Raw genomic sequence first — 19118 nt, forward strand, 5'->3', positions numbered from 1 at the left:
CCAATTGGAAGGCGGTGAGGCTGGTGCTCTGCCGGGTCGGCATTGGTGCCAACCGTTTCCTGAGTGGACAGACTTTGGCTGTGATGGTTGCGCTCCCCAAGCGCCGGGCACCACAGTTGACCTGGACCGACTACCCCGAACTTCTCCGAGAAGGAGTGCGACCGGCCGGTGCCCGTGGCGTGACGGTGCAGGCGGGACTCGCCTCAGGTGAAGACGGCCGAGCGATCGTGGAGGTACTCAAGGCCGCACGCGACGACTACCGGCACACCGTCCAGGACCGCTTCGAAAAGGCCGTGGTCGATGGAGACCTGCCCGCCGGTACCGACTGCAAAATCCTCGCCCGCTTCCTCATGGCCACCGCCGAAGGCCTCGCCGTCAACGCCGCCGCCGACGCGCCCCGCGAAGAACTCCTGGCCGCCGCAATCCTCGCCGCCCAGATGGTACCCGCCAATTGACCGGCAGCCGGCCCGGAGTTCGCGCCCGGTCTCGGCATCGACCAGCGCGCACCCGGTCGGCGTGCCGCATGGCGCGCGACCACCATCACGGGAGGAAACGCCGTGGGAAGTCAGGCCGTCTCCGTCGCCATCCAGACCCTGCACAGCAACTGGAACTGAGCCGGCGGCGCCAACGGTTTGACGCTCCCCACGGATCGGATTCCCAGCGGGGGCAACCTGTACCAGATCGCGGTCCTGGTCGCCGCACTGGCCATGGCGCACACCCTCTACGTCTGGCACGGCGCATTCGGCCCGCGGCTCGCCGCAGTGAGGAACAACGAAGCGTCCGTCGCGGGACTCGGTGTCTCCGTCCACCGGCACCGGCTCGCCGCTCTCGTCCCCACCAGCGCACTCACCGGCCTGGCTGGAGCTGGAGCCTGAACGCCGTCCTTGGCCGTTGTAGGCGGCGCGGGCATCGTGCTCGTCCCGTCGTCGGCGTCGTCTACTACGAGCTGACCTGCGGGCTCCAGTATCAGCAGACCCTGTCCCTGGTCATCGAAGGAGTCCTGCTGATCGCGATCGTGCGCTTCGCTCCTCAAGGAGCCTGGCCCTCGATCTGCTGCGCCGCCCGAGTCCCGACCGCCCGCCGCCGGGCACCCGAACGCGGAGAGCTCGTCCGACCGGACGCCCAGCGCTTCCCGAAACACTCCCGGGTAACCGCCCAGGCGCACATGGCAGTTCTCGTCCACGGCGCCGCTGTGGAAGCCGAGCCCCGGTCGAAAAGCCAGGTCTTCGAACTCGTCGAAGACCCAACCGTCCTAAAGGCAGTCCGCGACCTCAACACCAGCGCTGGGAAGTCGAAGGACAATGCACCCGCGACTGCCGCACCTCCCGCTAGCCCTCGGTGACCTATGACAGCGGGATCTTCCGCAGACGACGGCGAAGGGTCGATCACTCCAGCCCAGCATCCAATGGTGCGACATCTCTGCAGGTCAGCGCCACCGAGTAGACGACTTCAAGACCAACTGGTGCCCGTGTCTTCACGTGGCGCGAGAAGCCCTTGAAGACGTTCCAGGGCGCCATCATCGGGACGGGCGTCCTTCAAAGCCGCGAGCAAAGCCCGCCGGGCTGCCGGACCGCCCTCGCCATAGAGGTACCGGGCGATCTCCCGCAGGTGGTCGCGTGCCACGTTGAGGTCCGCGATGGGTAGCAGACCGACCGAACCCATACGCCGACGCATGTCGTGCAGGATCCCCTCGCGGAAACCATGGCTGCCCATGTCCTGTAGGGCTTCCAACGCCTCGGTCAGTTCTAGCTCCGCCTCGATGAGGGCGGGATCGGACGTCACAGCCCCGCCAGCAAGGATGCCGACGACCTCATCGAGATTGGCCGGCGTCCACGTCGCGGCAAGGCACTGGGCGCGGGCCGCAATCAGTGCGGATCGAAGATTCAAACGGGTGGGAAAATCGGCTGCAAGGATCTTGAGTTGGCCGACCGCCTCCGGCGTACCACGACGACTCAGCGTCGCGGGCAGTGACTCGCGCCAGTCCAGAGCCTCCATCTCCGGAGTCACCGTGTACACGCCGAGCGGACGGCTGCTCGCTTCCTGGGGGAAGACTGTGCTCAGCCAGCGGTACAGCGTGCTCAGTCCTGCTTCGTCCGCGTAGACCTCTACATGCCCGCGCTCGGAGCGCCCGGCGCATTTCAGCGCGAGGGCTCGGCTGAAGCGATCGGATGCATCGATCAGCGTCTTCAGTCTTAGCCATGCCTCGAAACCATCGGCCTCCAGGAGCAACGCAGCGACAAGCGCGGGAAGATCGAGGTCCGTGTCGACGCCGCTCTGCTCCACGGCTGACAGGGCTGACTCGGCAACCAACCGTGCGAGGGAGTTGTCCACGGTGAGTAGGCGGGTGAGGAGACTGGACCATGTCTGGACCAGCGCCCATCGACCGTTCTCCTTATCAAGCGCCTCCGCCGAAACGGACCACGCATCCGCAGCAGGGACGGAGCTGAAGTCGGGAATCAATGCCGCGGAGAGCGCAGCCAAAAAGTTCTCCCACATGTCGGTGACGACCGAGGACCAGTTCGCCTCCAGGCGCTCCAGCACTAGCGGCTGACAGCCTTCGTTCAGTTGCGCTCTCGCAGCCGCAGCTATCGAACGAGCAATTCCCTGCGAGTCGTTGACCAGCGCTCGCTGCAGCAGCAGGCCCCACATCCTGGACGAGGTCAAGTGCCGGGGGTCGGCGATCGCACCGGCCCAAGCGCTCCAACGATCGGCCTCGAGGTCGTCCAACCGGCCCTCGCGGTCGAGCAGAATCAGCGCAAGCACACCGGCCCAGGCACGCATGTCCTGCTTGCCCAGTCCGAGCCATTCATCGGCGTGATCGTGCTCACCGCGCAGGAACTCCAGAGCGCAGTCGGGGAGATGGACGAGTTCATCCGCCGTGAATACGGAATAACCTGGCCAGTCGCTGATTTCGCCGTCGAAGCGGAGCTGCCCTTCGCCCGTGTTCGGATCGCGCTGCATGTTCCAGAGCAGCAGCCAGAAACCGTCGGTGTCGTGCTGGCGGGCGCGGTCCAGACGCTTCCGCTGCTCCGCGATGAACTTCGCCTTGTCGGGCCACGGCTCCGGCGAAGCGGCCCGGTGGTTCATGCGCCACGCCTTGGCCAAATCGCTGTCGATCTCGATGGGCTCGTAGAACCAGGCCAGGTACGGCCAAGCCGGGTTGTTCTGGTTCTGATAAGCGAGCTCGAAGTGTTCTCGGCTCTGTGGAGAGAACAGGACCCCCGTAAGCCGGGCGTACGCGTCCGCCAGTTCAGGACTCTCGGCGAAATCGGCGGTACTCGTCAACGCCCAGGGAAAGTCACCTGAGTCGAGCAGCATGTGCCGATCGCCGTGAGGGTCGTGCTCCTCTCCGAACCCCCTGCGACGGGGCTCCCATTCACGCACGACGAGCCACGCGAAATAGTTCATGGCCTGTCCCTCGCTCAGGCCGTGGACGAGCAGTGCGTGGGCAAGGGCGCGTCGCAGCTTCCGAACCGCGGCCGGCTCCAGCCCGTCCGATGTCACCGGGTTGAGAGCGTGTGGAAACTCCACCTTCTCGTGACTCAGTATGTGTGCTGTGATGATCCGGGCCAGGTGAGGAAGCATCGACTCGGCATCGGGAACGCTCAGCGCCCGGTCGACTGTGTCCGATACGAGCCTGTCTTCCGCGAACCTATTCATCTGGCTGCGGGTCCCGGCTGCGTCCTCCTGCACGACCCGCGCCAACCAGGTCACGAGTCGGTGCACTTCCGCCTCGGGACAAACTGCGGGCAAGGCTGTGACGAAGTGCTCGTACGTCCCGTACCGGTCGCCGCTCGGTAGCTCGATCAGTGTGTCGAGCATTGTCGCCGTGTCGAGGTATCGAGGCCAGAGCAGGGTCAATAGGACCCCTCTGAGGCCAAGGCCCGGGTCCGTCCCGCTTCCCGGTCCGAGTGTCGTCAGCACTTCGTTCAAGGCTGGTGCGGCCAAGGTCTCGTCGCACGCGAAGGCGGCCTTGGCGGCGTGCGCGCGATTGCCGGACGGCCACCGAGGGTCTGCCGCCACCTTCAGCAGCAGCGGTGCCAGGTCCGGTGAGGGGCACTGCTCTGCCAGCCTCAGCGCCACCTCGACCTTCGCCCGGGTCTCCCAGTCCTCGAAGTCCGCAGGATCCAGAGTGAGCACGGTAGCGAGCTGACGGCCCAGACCGGGGTGCCCGAGCACCCAGCGCGTGAGCTCCCACCGGGCCTCGCCAAATTCGACATCGGCGGCCCTCTCCAGCAGGCGCCGGACTATCAGTTCCCTGATGCTGTCGGCATCGACAAGTCCGCTGTGCGGCGTCAGGCTCTCCGGGTCCGCCGAGGCGAGCCACTGAGTGCGATCGGGAGCCAGAGCAACCAGCCAAGCGGCCGTTTCCCGGAGCGATACGGGGATGCCCGCCGTTTCCTGGTCCGGCGTTCCGACCAGGAACAGACGGCGAAGTGCGGCGTCGGGGACCGAGCGGGAGATGAGGTGCTGAGCGGCGAGGAAGGCGGCGAGCGACGAATGCCGGAAAGCGGATCTGTGGTTTCCGCTCGCCGTGAACAGCCCGGTGGAAAGCACTTCTTTGACGACGGTCGCAGTCACTTCGAAGGGCTGACAGCCCGAGGTCCGCTCGGTGCCTCCGGCGAGGGTTCCGACGTCCAGGTCGGTCGTGCTCGGTCGCCCTTCTCTCATACTCCCCCGCCACAGGGTGCGTCGGCCTGACAACACGAGTCTTGCTGCGATGCGGCCTGCGACTTCCAGACGCTGCTGCCATGTCGTGGCCTGCACAGGCATGGGGAGGCGGTAGGCGTCGTACTCCTGGGACAGCAGTCGGACGCTGTCCTCGAACAGTTCCTTGGCACTGCCCTTGAGGCTGCCACTGACTCGATACTCGCGCACAATGAGTTCCAGAGTCAGAGGCACACTCGCAAGGGCTCCAGCACGCCGGGCGACAAGCTCGGAGATCAATTGCTCCCCGTGGACGCCGGCGCTGTCGACCAGCGCCACCGCGTCGGCCCGCGATAGCGGAGCAAGGTCCACCAGAGCGCATCTACGAAAGGCGTCGTTCAGGACACGAGTCAGATCAGGTGGGTAGTCACCCGTACGACAGGCGACCAGCAGTTTCAGTTTCCCAACGTCTTTGCTCCTCAGGCCCAGCTTGAGGTAGGTAGGCAGATTGCGGCAGATCTCGCTCTCATCGGCCTGGTCGATCACCACCGTTACACTTCCAGTGCTTGGCGATGGGTTCTGCCCCACGGTCATGCTCGGCAGCCGGGCAAGGTGCTGGCCCAGGACCATCTCCCAGGTGGCTGCTGTCAGGTCCGGGCCATCGACCCACACACAACAGTCCGCGCCCTCAACAAGAGTCGGGTCGTCCCACATCGGCAACCCCTGCACCAGAGACCTGAACACCGTGCTCTTTCCTGCACCGGGCTCGCCCAGCAGTACCGTCGCTCCTTCACGCGACACGTCACTCGGGACGACGAGCGCACCTGGCACGGCCTCGGTCCCCGGGGGTGCCACCATGTGCTCGCCGTTCAGAAATCCATCGCTGTCGAGCGGGAACAGGTCCCCGTCGAGAGAGCTGTCAGCTCGTACGCGGCACAGGCGCGGGACTTGTACCGTAAAAACCTCGTTCGTCATGGCACCAACCGGCCCAACCGCTCCAGGGCCGCGTCGTCAGGACGGGCGAACTCAAGAGCGGTGTAGACAGCCATGCGCGCGGCCGGAGGATCCCGGTAGTCGTTCATCCGTCGGACGATCTCGCGCACATGATCACGGGCCATGGGTAGTTCCGCGGCCATGAACGCATGTGGCAGGCCAAGCACTTTCCCCATGTCGGAGAGAAGGGCCTGCCGGAAATCCGCCTTGGACATGTCTCCGAAGGCCATCAGAGCGTTCGCCCACTCGGTATCCGTGGATGGTGGCTTGTCGGTATCAGTCGCGGGTCCAATGGTCCGGCTCGAACGTGGATCGGCACGTCCATCGGTGTCGGGCAGCAGTTCACACAGCAGGGCCGCCGCTGCGGCGGCGGCGTGGGCGGACGCACGGTGCTGTGAACCGGACGCGTCGTCACTTCCCTTGTCCGGATCAGCGTGGTCGCTGATGCCACGGATCGTAAGGATCTGGAGTCCCTCGGACAGAGCAGCGGCTCGGGTAACACCAGCCGATTCCATCTCAATGGCCAGGGAGTCCTCGTAGTTGGACACGATCTGGCTGCGCAAGGGAGTGTCCGAGGAGTTCAGAACCACCTCGCCGGCGATGACGGGCTCGAAGTGGACACGTGGGCCGGCTCCCTTCCAGGTCTCACGCACTTCGTCAGGAATCCACGCGTGCCAGGTCTCCGCGCAAAGCGCCGTCCCGGCCGCCTGTTCCAGTCTGTGCGACACGGCGCCCGGGACCGGGCGCGCGCGGAAACCTCCGGGCGCTTCCTTCCCCGGGTGGAGATGGTGGACCTTCGTCGGCACGATTACATCTCCGAGCGCGGCTGACGGTTTCAGACCACCCGCGACGCCAACGAAGAGCAGTGTCTTCGGACTCAGCCACTGGCGGACCCGCTCGGTGATGGTGGCAGCGCCCAGGTTGCCGGGACCGATTCGGGCGACGGCGATGGTTCCGCTCGCCCCTGGCAGTGTCCCCACCACACAACGAGTGCCCTCCGGGTGAACCAGCGTCGATCGGTCGTGGAGTAACGCCAACACCGCCTGGAACTCGACCGGCAGAGCAGTCAGGATCACCACGTCTGCGCTCGCACCCATGTCCCCCACCTCGGCCACGGTGAACAGTTCCCGGCAACATTAGCTTGGCCTGGGGATGTGGCACTGCTCTGACGGATGGCAGCGACGCGGCTGGTGGGCTCGGAGTTGTTTCTCGGGACAGGGCGTCAAAAGGCACGGAATCCCGAGAGTTGAGGGCGCGACCGTGTGACCGTGCCTCCAGGGACCGCCTGCGCAGGGGCTGGCGCGCAGCTCTGCATGCAGTTCCCGCCAACGCATGGCTTCGGGAACGTGGACGAACGGCTCCGCGACGAGGCATGGCCCCCAGGCATGCACGCACCGGCGGAGGTAAGAGGGCGCCTACAGAATCCGGTGTTCACGCCACCCTGGGAGCACTCCGGATGGCAAGGCTGGCGCACCGTTCTGAAGCTTCGAATTGGGCGAGCGAGCGGGAGCAGCAAGCACCGGACAGAACGGTCACGACATATCGGGACCAGAGAGCGTCTGAGTAACTGAACCATTCGGGGGCCACTCGGGGTGGCCCCGTCGCGCCTCGGAAGTCGTGTAGGGATCTCCGACTCGGGGAAGACACCGGCCAACGGAGACAACGCACAGGGGGATGCACATGCCAGGGGCGACGCCAACGGCGTCACCGGCATGCCGAACCCGGTGACCAACCGCCCACCTGGCTGAGTCGAGCGACCTCCCGACAGCACGGGCACGGCCACCGCTCGGCCAGCGCCAGGCTCCTCGGCACACCCCCGGCTGGTTCATCGCGGACCTCGCCCTCGCGCCTCCGGAAGGCCCTCATCCCGTGCTGCCCGACCTCTCAGCGGTCCCTGCCTGGGCCGCCGCCTGCCTCGTCGCCCTGACCACCGTCACCACCGCGCTCGTCACGCTGGCGCGCACTCTCGTCCGCGCCCTGCCCCAGACCGCCCCGGCGCGGTTGGAGTGGTGGCGTGAGCTACTCCGCTACCGCCTCACGGTTCGCGAGCTCAAGGACGCCCGCCGGGCGAACCGCCGCCGCACCCACAACCCCTGTATATCCAGCGGCGATACGGATGTTGCCCGCACGGGGGACGGCCAGCGTGAGAGCACCGATCCGTGAAGGAGGCGACGCCGACCGCAGTTGGCGGCTGGGGGTGTCCGTTCGGTGGACGCCCTGCCGCAGTACCCAACTCGTCCCGGGGCGCGTCCGCGCCGAAGCGCACGTCACGCTCGGTGGACGCAGCCGCCAGCTCTTTGTTCAGTTGGAGTCGCAGCCGACGCCGTCACCGTCTCGGTCGAGTCGGTGCGGGTCCTCGGGGCCAACCCACACAGGACCGGGAAGGTCCGAGCAATCCACGTCGGGTACGCCGGCGGAGGCCCATCGGGCAGATCGGGACGTGCGGGCGTGTCCGGCGCGGAGGGCTCGGTCGTCTCCGGACAAGCCGCCCACAGGCCCGCAACGGTTTGACGGGCGGTGTCCTCAGCTTGGGAAATCACCGGCCAGTACTTGTCGTTGGGCGGGAACAGGACGGCCTCGGCATGACCACTGCTGACGAGGGATTCGTTGACGAAAGTGCCCTGCTCGTTCCAGACGTACAGCAGGTAGCGGTCGTAGCGGTCGGTCAGCTCGGCATCACGCTGGATGCGCGCACTGCTGCCCGGCGGAAGCAGCTCGGCCGTCCGAGCCGTGGCGGCGTCGGCGAAACAGGCACCCCGCTCCGGTGTCGATCTCCAGGAGCCGAACGCGGGCCACCGTGTCTTTCGGCACGATACGACCGTCGCCGCGCACTTCGATGGTGTCGCCGTCGATGACGCGCAGCACCACCACGCCCGGTGGCGTCGTATCCGGCGGCTTCGTGGTCGGAGGGGTCGGAGGGCTTGTGTCCGGCTGCGAGGTGGCGTCTCGCGACTCGGAGAGCACCGACGGCTGCGGCGCCGCACCGGTGGGAGGCTCCGTCCGCGGGACGCTGGAGGGCGCTGTCTCGGAGCCGGCGGATTTCCGGTCCGGCTCTTCCCGGAGTGCCCCAAGACCACCGAAGGCCGCAATAGGACCGAGCACGACCAGGACCGCGGTGATCCAGGGATGCTTGACGCGTTCGGCCCGCGCCGGGCGGGACCGGCTCGATCGGCGGCGCCACGCGTCCCGATCGGGAGGAGGCGAGTGACACATGCCGCCCTCCCTGGGCGGGGAAATACGGCCCCTTCAGTACAGCACCGTCCCTCTACGGCCGCCCGTACGGATGCCCTGACCAGCCCAAGAAAGCCCCTGACACCCCATCAGAACGAGCGTCAAATGAGCGTCACGAGCGTCATTTCAGCGTCAAGATATCGCCCGTAACGCCCACACCGCCCATAACGCGCACGGGCAAAAGCCCAGGTCAGGCGCCCTTTGCCACCGGCTCAAGAATCGCCACACACTCCACGTGATGCGTCATCGGGAACAGGTCGAACGCCCGCAGCGTCCGCACCCGGTACCCGCCCTCCCGGAAGTACGCCAGATCCCGTGCCAGCGCCGCCGGGTCGCACGCGACGTACGCGATCTTGCGCGCCTTCAGTGAAGCCAGGTGCTGCACCGTCTTCTTGCCGGCGCCGGCCCGCGGCGGGTCCAGGACGATGAGGTCGACCTCGGTGATGCCGGTGCGCGGGAGGACCGTCTCGACCTTGCCCTGTTCGATGCGGACGCGGTCGAACGCGGCGAGGTTGTGCTTGGCGTCCTCCACCGCGCGCTTGCCGGACTCGATGCCGAGGACCGCGCCCTTGTCGCCGAGGCGGTCGGCGAGGGCACCGGCGAAGAGGCCGACGCCGCAGTACAGGTCGAGCGCCATGTCGCCCTTGCGCGGGAGCAGGCCCTGCATGACCGCCTTCACGAGGGTGTCGGCGGCCTGCGGGTGGACCTGCCAGAAGCCGCCGCTGCCGACCCGGTGCGTACGGCCGTCGGCACGCTCACGGACGAAGGCACGGCCGTGGACCCGGTGGATGCCGCCGTCGTGCTCCTCGACGCGCATGACGGAGACGGGCTTGTCGAGTTCGACGAGGGGCAGCCGGGCACCCGGCTTCGGTTCGAGGATGACCATGCGGTCCTGCGAACCGGTCGCCGCGATCGCCTCGACCGACTCCATGCCGGACCAGTCGCGCTCCTCGATGCCCAGTTCGGAGACCCCGGGGGCGGCGATCATGCAGTGCTCGATGGGCTCGACCTCGTGCGAACGGTGGCGGCGCAGACCGGCGTTGCCGTCCTCGTCGACCGCGTACTGCACCCGCGTCCGCCAGGAGGGCACCTCACCGGGGGGCAGCTTGTCGCCCTCGGCCGGCATGACCGTGCCGTCCCAGCCGGCCTCCTCCGGCGTGAGGCCCGCGAGCCGCTGGAGTTGCTCGGTGACGACCTCGCCCTTCAGCCGCCGCTGCGCGCCCGGCTTGGCGTGCTGCCAGTCGCAGCCGCCGCAGCGCCCGGGACCGGCGTAGGGGCACGGGGCCTCGACACGGTCCTTGGAGGCCTCCAGGACCTCGACCGCGTCGGCGCGCAGGAAGCGCGAGTCCTCCTCGCCGTCCGTCACCCGCGCCACGACCCGCTCGCCGGGCAGCGCGTGCCGTACGAAGAGGACCTGACCGGTGTCGGTACGGGCGATGCAGTGCCCGCCGTGCGCGACGGGCCCGATCTCGACCTCGTACTCCTGTCCCACGAGCGACCCCGCCGGCGTTTTCTTCGGTTCTGCCTGCATGGCGGGGTGACTCCAGATGCGAAATGGGGAACGGCCGGACAACAGCCCACCAGTCTACGTGGACGCCGCCCGGCCGCTCGCCACAAGGCCGTCGGCACCATCGGCCCGGGGTGTTCTCACTTCTTCGGAGTGGAGGACTCCCTCGGCCGCTCCTCCGCCGGACCGCGCCGCACCGAACCCGGCGCGTTCCAGTCCTGCCTCTTGCGGGCCCGCTTCTTGGCGACCTCGGAGGACTCCAGCTGATAGGGCACGGACGTCACCATCACGCCCGGTGTGAACAACAGCCGCCCCTTGAGCCGCAGCGCGCTCTGGTTGTGCAGCAGGTGCTCGTACCAGTGGCCGACCACGTACTCGGGGATGATCACCGACACCGCGTCGCGCGGGGACTCCCGGCGCAAACCCTTCACGTATTCGATGACGGGCCGGGTGATCTCGCGGTACGGCGAGTCGAGGACCTTCAGCGGCACGGTGATGCCACGTCGCTCCCACTCCTCCCGCAGGGTCTTCGTCTCCGCCGGGTCGACGTTGACGCTGAGCGCCTCCAGGGTGTCGGAGCGCATCAGCTTGGCGTAGGCGAGGGCACGCAGCGCCGGCCGGTGGATCTTGGAGACCAGGACGACGGAGTGGACGCGGGAGGGGCGCACGCTGTCGTCGGACGGGCCCTCGGGTGCGGCGATCTCCTCCGCCACCCGGTCGTAGTGCTTCCGGATCGCGGACATCGTCGCGTAGAAGATCACCATGCCCAGCAGCGCGACCCAGGCGCCGTGCGTGAACTTGGTGCCGAGGACGACGACGAGGACCAGGCCGGTGAAGAAGGCGCCGAACGCGTTGATGGCCCGGGAGCGGACCATGTGGCGGCGCTTGGCCGGGTCCTTCTCGGTGGCCAGGTGGCGGTTCCAGTGCCTGACCATGCCGGTCTGGCTCAGCGTGAAGGACACGAACACGCCGACGATGTAGAGCTGGATGAGGCGGGTCGAGTCGGCGCCGTAGATCCAGACGAGCAGGATGGCCGCGCCGGCGAGCAGCACGATGCCGTTCGAGAAGGCGAGCCGGTCGCCGCGGGTGTGCAGCTGGCGCGGCAGGTAGCGGTCCTGCGCGAGGATCGAGCCGAGCAGCGGGAAGCCGTTGTACGCGGTGTTCGCGGCCAGGAAGAGCACGAGCGCGGTGGCCGCGGCGAGCACGATGAACAGGAAGCTGCCGTCACCGAACACCGCCTCGGCGACCTGCGAGATCACCGGGTTCTGGACGTAGTCGGAACCGACCGCGACCCCGTCCTTCAGCAGGTCCTTCGCCGGGTGCTCGGCCATGCGGACGTTCGTGGCCATGGCCAGGGCGATGATGCCGCAGAACATGGTGACGGCGAGCAGGCCCATCGCCGCGAGCGTGGTCGCCGCGTTCTTGGACTTGGGCTTGCGGAAGGCCGGGACGCCGTTGCTGATCGCCTCGACGCCGGTGAGCGCGGCACAGCCCGAGGAGAAGGCACGCAGCAGCAGGAAGACGAGGGCGAAACCGGCGAGCCCCTGGTGCTCGGCCTTGATCTCGAAGTCGGCGGTCGGCGCCTTCATCGTGTCGTCGAGGACGAACCCGCGGAAGGCACCCCACGCGATCATCAGGAAGACGCCCGCGACGAAGACGTACGTCGGGATCGCGAAGAGCTTCCCGGACTCCTTGACCCCGCGCAGGTTCATCAGCGTGAGCAGCACGATCACGGCGATCGCGCAGAACACCTTGTGCTCGACGACGAACGGGACGGCCGAGCCGAGGTTCTCGATGCCCGACGAGATCGACACGGCGACGGTGAGGACGTAGTCCACGAGGAGCGCGCTGGCCACCGTGAGGCCCGCCTTGGGGCCGAGGTTGGTGTTGGCCACCTCGTAGTCGCCGCCACCGCTGGGGTAGGCGTGCACGTTCTGCCGGTACGACGCCACGACGGTGAACATCAGGACGACGACCGCGACGGCGATCCAGGGGCTGAAGTGGTAGGCCGACACGCCCGCGATGGAGAGGACGAGGAGCACTTCCCCGGGTGCGTAGGCCACGGAGGAGAGCGGGTCGGAAGCGAAGACGGGGAGTGCGATGCGCTTCGGCAGGAGCGTCTCTCCGAGCCGGTCACTGCGCAGTGCGCGCCCGATCAGGATCCGTTTGGGCACGTCGGTCAGTTTGGACACGGAGAGGATCGTAAGCGGTCGAACATGCCCACGCCCACCCTCCCCCGCCCTCCGCCGCGGCCGATCGACACGATCCTCGGCCGTGATCTGCTCTACGAGTGAAATACGGTGCGGGCGCGCTTCCGGATTCCCTGGCCGGGTGAATCCCCATGCCTATATGAAAAAGGCCAAAACTTTGCCGCCCTTTGCCAATTCATGGAGGTTCCATGCACACCACGGCTGAACTCATCGGCGCCGCGGCCGGACTCGTCGGCCTGGGGATCCTGACCATGGTGAGCGTGCGCAGCATCAGCCGCCGTTGATCGTCGGCAGGAAATGGGCGAACGTGCACGGGGGTGCCGCCGACGGACCGCGCGTGTGTAGCTTGGGCGTCGGTCTGAGACCCTGATTCAGCCTGAGCAGTAACTTTTCACATCGGAAGGACGGTCGTGCACATCGTCATCATGGGTTGCGGAAGAGTGGGTTCCGCTCTTGCCCAGACCCTGGAGCAACAGGGGCACACGGTCGCCGTGATCGACCAGGACCCCACCGCCTTCCGACGACTGGGCTCCGGGTTCGGCGGCCGTCGCGTGACCGGCGTCGGCTTCGACCAGGACACCCTGCGCGAGGCGGGCATCGAGGAGGCAGGCGCGTTCGCCGCCGTCTCCAGCGGGGACAACTCGAACATCATCGCCGCCCGGGTGGCCCGCGAGATGTTCGGCATCGAGAACGTGGCGGCGCGTATCTACGACCCGCGCCGCGCCGAGGTCTACCAGCGCCTCGGCATTCCGACCGTCGCCACCGTCCGCTGGACGGCCGACCAGATGCTGCGCCGGCTGCTGCCGTCGGGCGCCGAGCCGCTGTGGCGCGACCCCACCGGCGGGGTGCAGCTCGCCGAGGTGCACGCGTCGACGGCGTGGGTGGGCCAGCGGATCAGCCGCCTCCAGGAGGAGACCGGCGTGCGCGTGGCCTTCCTCACCCGGCTGGGCGAGGCGGTGCTGCCCAGCTCGCAGACGGTGCTGCAGGAGGGCGACCTGGTGCACGTGATGATGCGCACGGACGACATCGAGAAGGTCGAGGCGTCGTTCGCCGAGGGCCCCGAAGAGGAGAGCGGTCACTGATGAGGGTCGCCATTGCCGGTGCCGGCGCCGTGGGCCGCTCGATCGCGGGCGAGCTCCTGGAGAACGGGCACGAGATCCTGCTGATCGACAAGGCGCCGACGGCCATCTCGGTCGAGCGCGTCCCGATGGCGGAGTGGCTGCTCGCCGACGCCTGCGAGATCACCTCCCTGGACGAGGCCGCGTTGCAGCGCTGCAACGTGGTCATCGCGGCCACCGGGGACGACAAGGTCAACCTCGTCGTCTCCCTGCTCGCAAAGACCGAGTACGGGGTCCCGCGGGTCGTCGCCCGGGTCAACAACCCCAAGAACGAGTGGCTGTTCAACGAGTCGTGGGGTGTGGACGTCGCCGTCTCGACCCCCCGGCTGATGTCGGCCCTGGTCGAGGAGGCGGTGAGCGTCGGCGACCTGGTCCGGCTGCTCCGCTTCAGCCACGGCGACGCCAACCTCGTCGAGCTGACCCTGCCCCCGGAGTCGGCCCTCGCCGGCACCCAGGTCGGAGACGTGGACTGGCCCGAGGACACCTCCCTCGTCACCATCATCCGCGGCACCCGCGTGCTCACCCCGACCCGGGAGGACTCCCTGGAGGCGGGCGACGAGCTGCTGTTCGTGGCGGCCCAGGCCCGCGAGGAACAGCTGGAGGACCTGCTGTCGGTACGCCGCGAGGACGCGACGGGCTGACGTCCGCGGACACAGAAGGAGGGGCGCCCGGAGATGTCTCCGGGCGCCCCTCCTTCTGTCGTGCCGAGGCGTCTAGTCGGCGGACCGCGCGGCGGCCTCGCGCTCCTTCGCCGCGCGCTCCTCCGCCTCCATCTCCGCGAACACGTCGATCGGCGGCGGCGCCTTCGCCAGGAAGACCCAGGTGAGCCAGACGGCGAGCAGGAAGGGCGGGATCTTCAGGGCGATCAGGACCCAGCCGAACTGGGTGGTGTCGGCCCACCAGTAGAGCGGGAAGAGGATCGCGCACTTGGCGAGCAGGATCAGGCCCCATGCGTAACTGGCCTTCGCGTACGCCTTCTTGCGGCCTGGGTTGCGCGTGCGCCAGGAGAGGTTCTCCTTGAAGACCGGGCCGAGGATCAGGCCGATCAGGGGGACTCCGGCGAGCGTCGTGATGATGTAGGCGAGGGCGAGCCCGAGCGTGTAGAGCATGCCCGGCAGGTAGAAGTCCTTCGCGTTGCCCGTCATCATCGCGAAGACCACGCCGAAGGCCACACCGAAGACACCGCTGAAGGCGTGCTTGACGGTGTCCTTCATGACCAGGCGGACCACGACCAGCAGGATGGAGACGCCGAGGGCCGCGATGGCCGCCGAGTGCAGGTCCTTGTTGATCGTGAAGATCGTGACGAAGAGCAGGCCCGGCAGGACCGTCTCGATCATGCCCCGCAGACCGCCGAACGCCTCGAAGAGCGCGGCCTCGGTCACCGCCCGCGAATCCCGCTGGGCGTCTTCGGTCGGCTTGTCGAGCGACGTCACCGGCTACTCCCGTCCGAGGGGTCTGAGTTCGTACTTCGGATTGAACAGCACGCGGCGGCCCCGGCTCATCGAGATCCGGCCCGACGCGATCAGCTTGCGCCCGGGTTCTATCCCCACTATGGAGCGTCTGCCGAGCCACACCACGTCCAGGGCGGCCGAACCGTCGAACAGCTCGGCCTCCAGGGCCGGGACACCGGCCCTCGGGCGCAGAGTGACCGTGCGCAAGGTACCAGTAACCGTGACCACCTGTCGGTCGCGGCAGTCACCGATGCGCGTGCAGCCCGCGGTCTCGGTGTCCTCGCGCAGCTCCTCCGACTCCAGGTCCTCCTGGGACGAGGAGAGCCGGTCGATCATCCGCCGGAACCGGCCCGCCGGCTTTTCGGAACGAGGAACAGCACTCATGTCTGAAGCGTACCGGGGGCCGCTGAGAGGTACGTACCCGTGGTACCACCGCCCGAACCGGCGTACGCCCCGAACCGACTCACCTCTCGAACCGGTACCCCGTCGCCGGCTCCGTGATACCGCACCCCTCGGGGAGCGACCCCCGGACCCCCGGCCGACTCCGGACTCACCTCTCGAACCGGTACCCCATCCCCGGCTCCGTGATGAAGTGCCGGGGATGGGAGGGGTCCGCCTCCAGTTTGCGGCGGAGCTGGGCCATGTAGACCCGCAGGTAGTTCGTCTCGGTGCCGTAGGAGGGGCCCCAGACCTCCTGGAGCAGCTGCTTCTGGCTGACCAGGCGGCCCGTGTTGCGCACGAGCACCTCCAGGAGGTGCCACTCGGTCGGGGTGAGACGCACGTCGCGGCCCGACCGGCCGACCTTCTTCGCGGCCAGGTCGACGGTGAAGTCCTCCGTCTCGACGATCACGTCGTCCTCGCCGCTCCCGTTGGGCTCGGCCCGGCGGACGGCCGCCCTGAGCCGGGCGAGCAGCTCGTCCATGCCGAAGGGCTTGGTCACGTAGTCGTCGGCTCCGGCGTCGAGCGCCTCGACCTTCTCGTCGGAGGAGTGCCGGGCGGACAGCACGAGGATCGGTACCCGCGTCCAGCCGCGCAGTCCCCTGATCACCTCGACGCCGTCCATGTCGGGCAGGCCCAGGTCTAGCACGACCACGTCGGGGTGGCGGGCGGCCGCGAGGCGGAGCGCGGTGGCGCCGTCGGGGGCCGCGTCCACCTCGTACTTGCGTGCCTTGAGGTTGATCACGAGGGCCCGGGTGATCTGCGGCTCGTCGTCGACCACGAGGACGCGGGTCATGAAGCCTGCCTTTCCGGTTGTACGGGTTCCACTGCTTCCACTGCTTCCACTGCTTCCACTGCTTCCACCAGAGGCTGTGGGCGGGAGGGGCCCGCCCGGAGCGTGAGGACCATGGTGAGGCCACCGCCTGGGGTGTCCTCGGCGTTGAGGGTGCCGCCCATGGCCTCGGCGAAACCACGGGCTACCGCGAGGCCGAGGCCCACCCCGGCTCCGCGCGGGGCGTCGCCGTAGCGCTGGAAGGGTTCGAAGATACGATCCTTCGCCTCGTCGGGGACGCCCCGGCCACGGTCCACGACCCGCACCTCCACCCGGTCGCCGAGCGCGCTGGCGGCGACGAGGACGCGTTCTCCGGCGGGGCTGTACTTGACGGCGTTCTCGACGACGTTGGCGACGGACCGCTCCAGCAGGCCCGGGTCGACGGCGACCATGGGCAGGGTCTCGGGGATCTCCAGTTCGACACTGCGCTCCGGTACGCCGCCCAGCGCCATCGGCACGACCTCGTCGAGGTCGATCTCGCGGATCAGCGGGGTGACCGTGCCGGTCTGCAGGCGGGACATGTCGAGGAGGTTGCCCACGAGGTGGTCGAGCCGGTCGGCGCCCGCCTCGATGCCCTCCAGGAGTTCGGCCTCGTCCTCGTCGGACCAGGCCACGTCGTCCGACCTGAGGGACGTCACGGCGGCCTTGATGGCGGCCAGCGGGGTGCGCAGGTCGTGGCTGACGGCGGCCAGGAGCGCCGTTCGGATGCGGTTGCCCTCGGCGAGGGTGCGGGCCTGCTCGGCCTGGGCCTGGAGGCGCTTGCGGTCCAGGACGACGACGGCCTGGGCGGCGAAGGCGGCGAGGACCCGGCGGTCCTCGGCGGGCAGCACCCGGCCGGAGAGGGCGAGCGCGGTGTGGTCCCCGACCGGCATGTCGACGTCCGCGGCCTCGGGCAGCGTCGGCGGGTGCGGCCCCACGCTGCCGGCGCAGGTCCACGGGTCCACGTCGCCCGCTCGTTCCAGCAGCGCGACCGACTCCATGCCGAACGTCTCGCGGACCCGCTCCAGCAGGGCGTCCAGGCTGGTCTCCCCGCGCAGCACGCTGCCCGCCAGGAAGGAGAGGATCTCGGACTCGGCGCGCAGCCGGGCCGCCTGGTGGGTGCGGCGGGCCGCCAGATCCACCACGGACGCGACCGAGATGGCCACCCCGACGAAGATCACGATGGCGACGAAGTTCTTGGGGTCGGCGATGGTCAGCCGGTGCAGCGGCGGGGTGAAGAAGTAGTTCAGCAGCAGTGAGCCGAAGGCCGCCGAGGCGAGCGCCGGGAGCAGCCCGCCGAGCAGGGCCGCCGCCACGGTCAGCGTCAGGAACAGCAGCATGTCGTTGGCGAGCCCGAGATCCGCGGCGCCGTGGGTGAGCAGCAGCGCCAGGAGGGCCGGGCCGGCCACCGCGACCAGCCAGCCCGCGATGATCCGGGACCGGCCGAGGCGCGCGCCCCGGGCGACGGGCAGGCCGCGTCCCTTGCCCGCCTCGTCGTGCGTGACGATGTGCACGTCGAGGTCCGGCCCCGACTCCCGGGCGACCGTGGCGCCGACGCCGGGTCCGAACACGTACTGCCAGGACTTGCGCCGCGAGGAGCCGAGCACGATCTGGGTGGCGTTGACACCGCGCGCGAACTCAAGGAGCGCGGACGGGATGTCGTCGCCCACGACATGGTGGAAGGTGCCGCCGAGGTCCTCGGCGAGGGTCCGCTGGACGGCCAGTTCCTTGGGCGAGGCGGAGGTCAGGCCGTCGCTGCGGGCGATGTAGACGGCGAGTACCTCGCCGCCGGCGCCCTTCTCGGCGAGCCGGGCGGCCCGGCGGATGAGCGTACGGCCCTCGGGACCGCCGGTCAGGCCGACGACGATGCGTTCGCGGGCCTGCCAGGTGGAGCGGATGCCGTGCTCGCCCCGGTACTGCCGGAGGTACTCGTCGACGCGGTCGGCGACCCACAGCAGGGCCAGTTCGCGCAGGGCGGTGAGGTTGCCGGGGCGGAAGTAGTTGGACAGGGCCGCGTCGACCTTGTCGGGCTTGTAGATGTTGCCGTGCGCCATCCGGCGGCGCAGCGCCTGTGGGGACATGTCGACCAGCTCGATCTGGTCGGCCCGCCGCACCACCTCGTCCGGGACGGTCTCGCGCTGCCGCACACCGGTTATCGCTTCGACGACGTCGCCGAGGGATTCCAGGTGCTGGATGTTGACCGTCGAGACGACGTCGATCCCGGCGGCGAGCAGTTCCTCGACGTCCTGCCAGCGCTTGGCGTTCCGCGAGCCGGGGATGTTGGTGTGGGCCAGTTCGTCCACCAGGGCGACGGCCGGGCCGCGCTCCAGTACGGCGTCCACGTCCATCTCGGTGAAGACGGTGTCCCGGTAGGCGAGGTTCTTGCGGGGGATCTGCTCCAGACCGTGCAGCATCACCTCCGTACGCGGCCGCTCGTGGTGCTCGACGAAGGCCACCACGCACTCCGCGCCCCGCTCGACACGGCGGTGCGCCTCGGAGAGCATCGCGTAGGTCTTGCCGACGCCCGGTGCCGCACCGAGGTAGATCCGGAGCTTGCCTCGTCCCATGGCCTCATTGTCTTCCCAGACGCACTGCGTACGCTGCGTAGACCCTACGGCCGACGATCCGGACCAATGGGGCGAGGGGTGCGGGCGGAGGCGTCCTTGACGCAACCCTGACGCACCGGGGCGCCATCCCGGCGCGCCGGGCAGC

Annotated in this window: 15 protein-coding genes; 5 read left to right on the forward strand and 10 right to left on the reverse strand. The window is 68.6% G+C overall.

Going from position 1 to position 19118, the window contains the following annotated elements; translation table 11 throughout:
• The first annotated feature begins 14 nt into the window (after positions 1–14).
• Together KUF83_RS08440 and KUF83_RS08445 are read left to right on the forward strand one after the other, a co-directional pair.
• Entirely contained in the window at positions 15–455 is a 441-nt protein-coding gene (locus KUF83_RS08440) for a hypothetical protein (RefSeq protein WP_217453961.1), read from the forward strand.
• Between the two features lie 177 nt (positions 456–632).
• Entirely contained in the window at positions 633–875 is a 243-nt protein-coding gene (locus KUF83_RS08445) for a hypothetical protein (RefSeq protein ID WP_217453962.1), read from the forward strand.
• 574 nt (positions 876–1449) lie between these two features.
• Here KUF83_RS08445 and KUF83_RS08450 read toward each other — a convergent pair.
• Both KUF83_RS08450 and KUF83_RS08455 read right to left on the reverse strand, forming a co-directional pair.
• On the reverse strand, positions 1450–5622 hold the full coding sequence (locus tag KUF83_RS08450) for an NACHT domain-containing NTPase (RefSeq protein WP_217453963.1): 4173 nt from the start codon (positions 5620–5622) through the stop codon (positions 1450–1452).
• Complete coding sequence (locus tag KUF83_RS08455; RefSeq protein WP_217453964.1) at positions 5619–6737, reverse strand: 5'-methylthioadenosine/S-adenosylhomocysteine nucleosidase; 1119 nt, start codon at positions 6735–6737, stop codon at positions 5619–5621. The genes KUF83_RS08450 and KUF83_RS08455 overlap by 4 nt, the downstream gene beginning before the upstream one ends.
• Positions 6738–7509: 772 nt before the next feature.
• Between KUF83_RS08455 and KUF83_RS08460 the strand changes: the two genes are divergently transcribed.
• A complete protein-coding gene (locus tag KUF83_RS08460) occupies positions 7510–7803 on the forward strand; it encodes a hypothetical protein (protein ID WP_217453965.1) in 294 nt (97 codons plus the stop codon).
• 104 nt (positions 7804–7907) lie between these two features.
• Here the strand turns inward: KUF83_RS08460 and KUF83_RS08465 are convergent, their stop codons facing one another.
• The 4 genes from KUF83_RS08465 to KUF83_RS08475 all read right to left on the reverse strand — a co-directional run bounded on the left by KUF83_RS08465 (position 7908) and on the right by KUF83_RS08475 (position 12570).
• Complete coding sequence (locus KUF83_RS08465) at positions 7908–8354, reverse strand: thermonuclease family protein (RefSeq protein WP_254643557.1); 447 nt, start codon at positions 8352–8354, stop codon at positions 7908–7910.
• Positions 8317–8511: a hypothetical protein gene (locus KUF83_RS41845; protein ID WP_254643560.1), complete on the reverse strand. Its 195-nt coding sequence runs from the start codon at positions 8509–8511 to the stop codon at positions 8317–8319. Before KUF83_RS41845 ends, KUF83_RS08465 begins: the two co-directional genes overlap by 38 nt.
• 550 nt (positions 8512–9061) lie before the next feature.
• Positions 9062–10402: a class I SAM-dependent RNA methyltransferase gene (locus KUF83_RS08470; protein WP_217453966.1), complete on the reverse strand. Its 1341-nt coding sequence runs from the start codon at positions 10400–10402 to the stop codon at positions 9062–9064.
• Between the two features lie 116 nt (positions 10403–10518).
• Positions 10519–12570, reverse strand: a complete 2052-nt coding sequence (locus KUF83_RS08475; RefSeq protein WP_217453967.1) for an APC family permease — start codon at positions 12568–12570, stop codon at positions 10519–10521.
• A gap of 428 nt (positions 12571–12998) precedes the next feature.
• On the opposite strand from KUF83_RS08475, the gene KUF83_RS08480 reads away from it, so the two are divergent.
• Positions 12999–13670, forward strand: coding sequence for a TrkA family potassium uptake protein (locus tag KUF83_RS08480; RefSeq protein ID WP_107021535.1), 672 nt, complete (start codon positions 12999–13001; stop codon positions 13668–13670).
• Positions 13670–14347 carry a TrkA family potassium uptake protein gene (locus KUF83_RS08485; RefSeq protein WP_217453968.1) on the forward strand — a complete coding sequence of 226 codons (678 nt, stop codon included), beginning with the start codon at positions 13670–13672 and terminating at the stop codon, positions 14345–14347. The genes KUF83_RS08480 and KUF83_RS08485 overlap by 1 nt, the downstream gene beginning before the upstream one ends.
• A 72-nt stretch (positions 14348–14419) precedes the next feature.
• Here the strand turns inward: KUF83_RS08485 and KUF83_RS08490 are convergent, their stop codons facing one another.
• The 4 genes from KUF83_RS08490 to KUF83_RS08505 all read right to left on the reverse strand — a co-directional run bounded on the left by KUF83_RS08490 (position 14420) and on the right by KUF83_RS08505 (position 18973).
• Complete coding sequence (locus KUF83_RS08490) at positions 14420–15139, reverse strand: DUF3159 domain-containing protein (RefSeq protein WP_217453969.1); 720 nt, start codon at positions 15137–15139, stop codon at positions 14420–14422.
• Between the two features lie 3 nt (positions 15140–15142).
• Positions 15143–15541 (reverse strand): OB-fold nucleic acid binding domain-containing protein, encoded by a 399-nt coding sequence (locus KUF83_RS08495; RefSeq protein WP_055615472.1) that lies wholly within the window; start codon positions 15539–15541, stop codon positions 15143–15145.
• Between the two features lie 166 nt (positions 15542–15707).
• Positions 15708–16391 (reverse strand): response regulator, encoded by a 684-nt coding sequence (locus KUF83_RS08500; protein ID WP_217453970.1) that lies wholly within the window; start codon positions 16389–16391, stop codon positions 15708–15710.
• Positions 16388–18973: a sensor histidine kinase KdpD gene (locus KUF83_RS08505; RefSeq protein WP_217453971.1), complete on the reverse strand. Its 2586-nt coding sequence runs from the start codon at positions 18971–18973 to the stop codon at positions 16388–16390. Before KUF83_RS08505 ends, KUF83_RS08500 begins: the two co-directional genes overlap by 4 nt.
• Positions 18974–19118 lie beyond the last annotated feature (145 nt).

It is taken from the genome of Streptomyces sp. BV286, assembly GCF_019090165.1.
Lineage (GTDB): Bacteria > Actinomycetota > Actinomycetes > Streptomycetales > Streptomycetaceae > Streptomyces.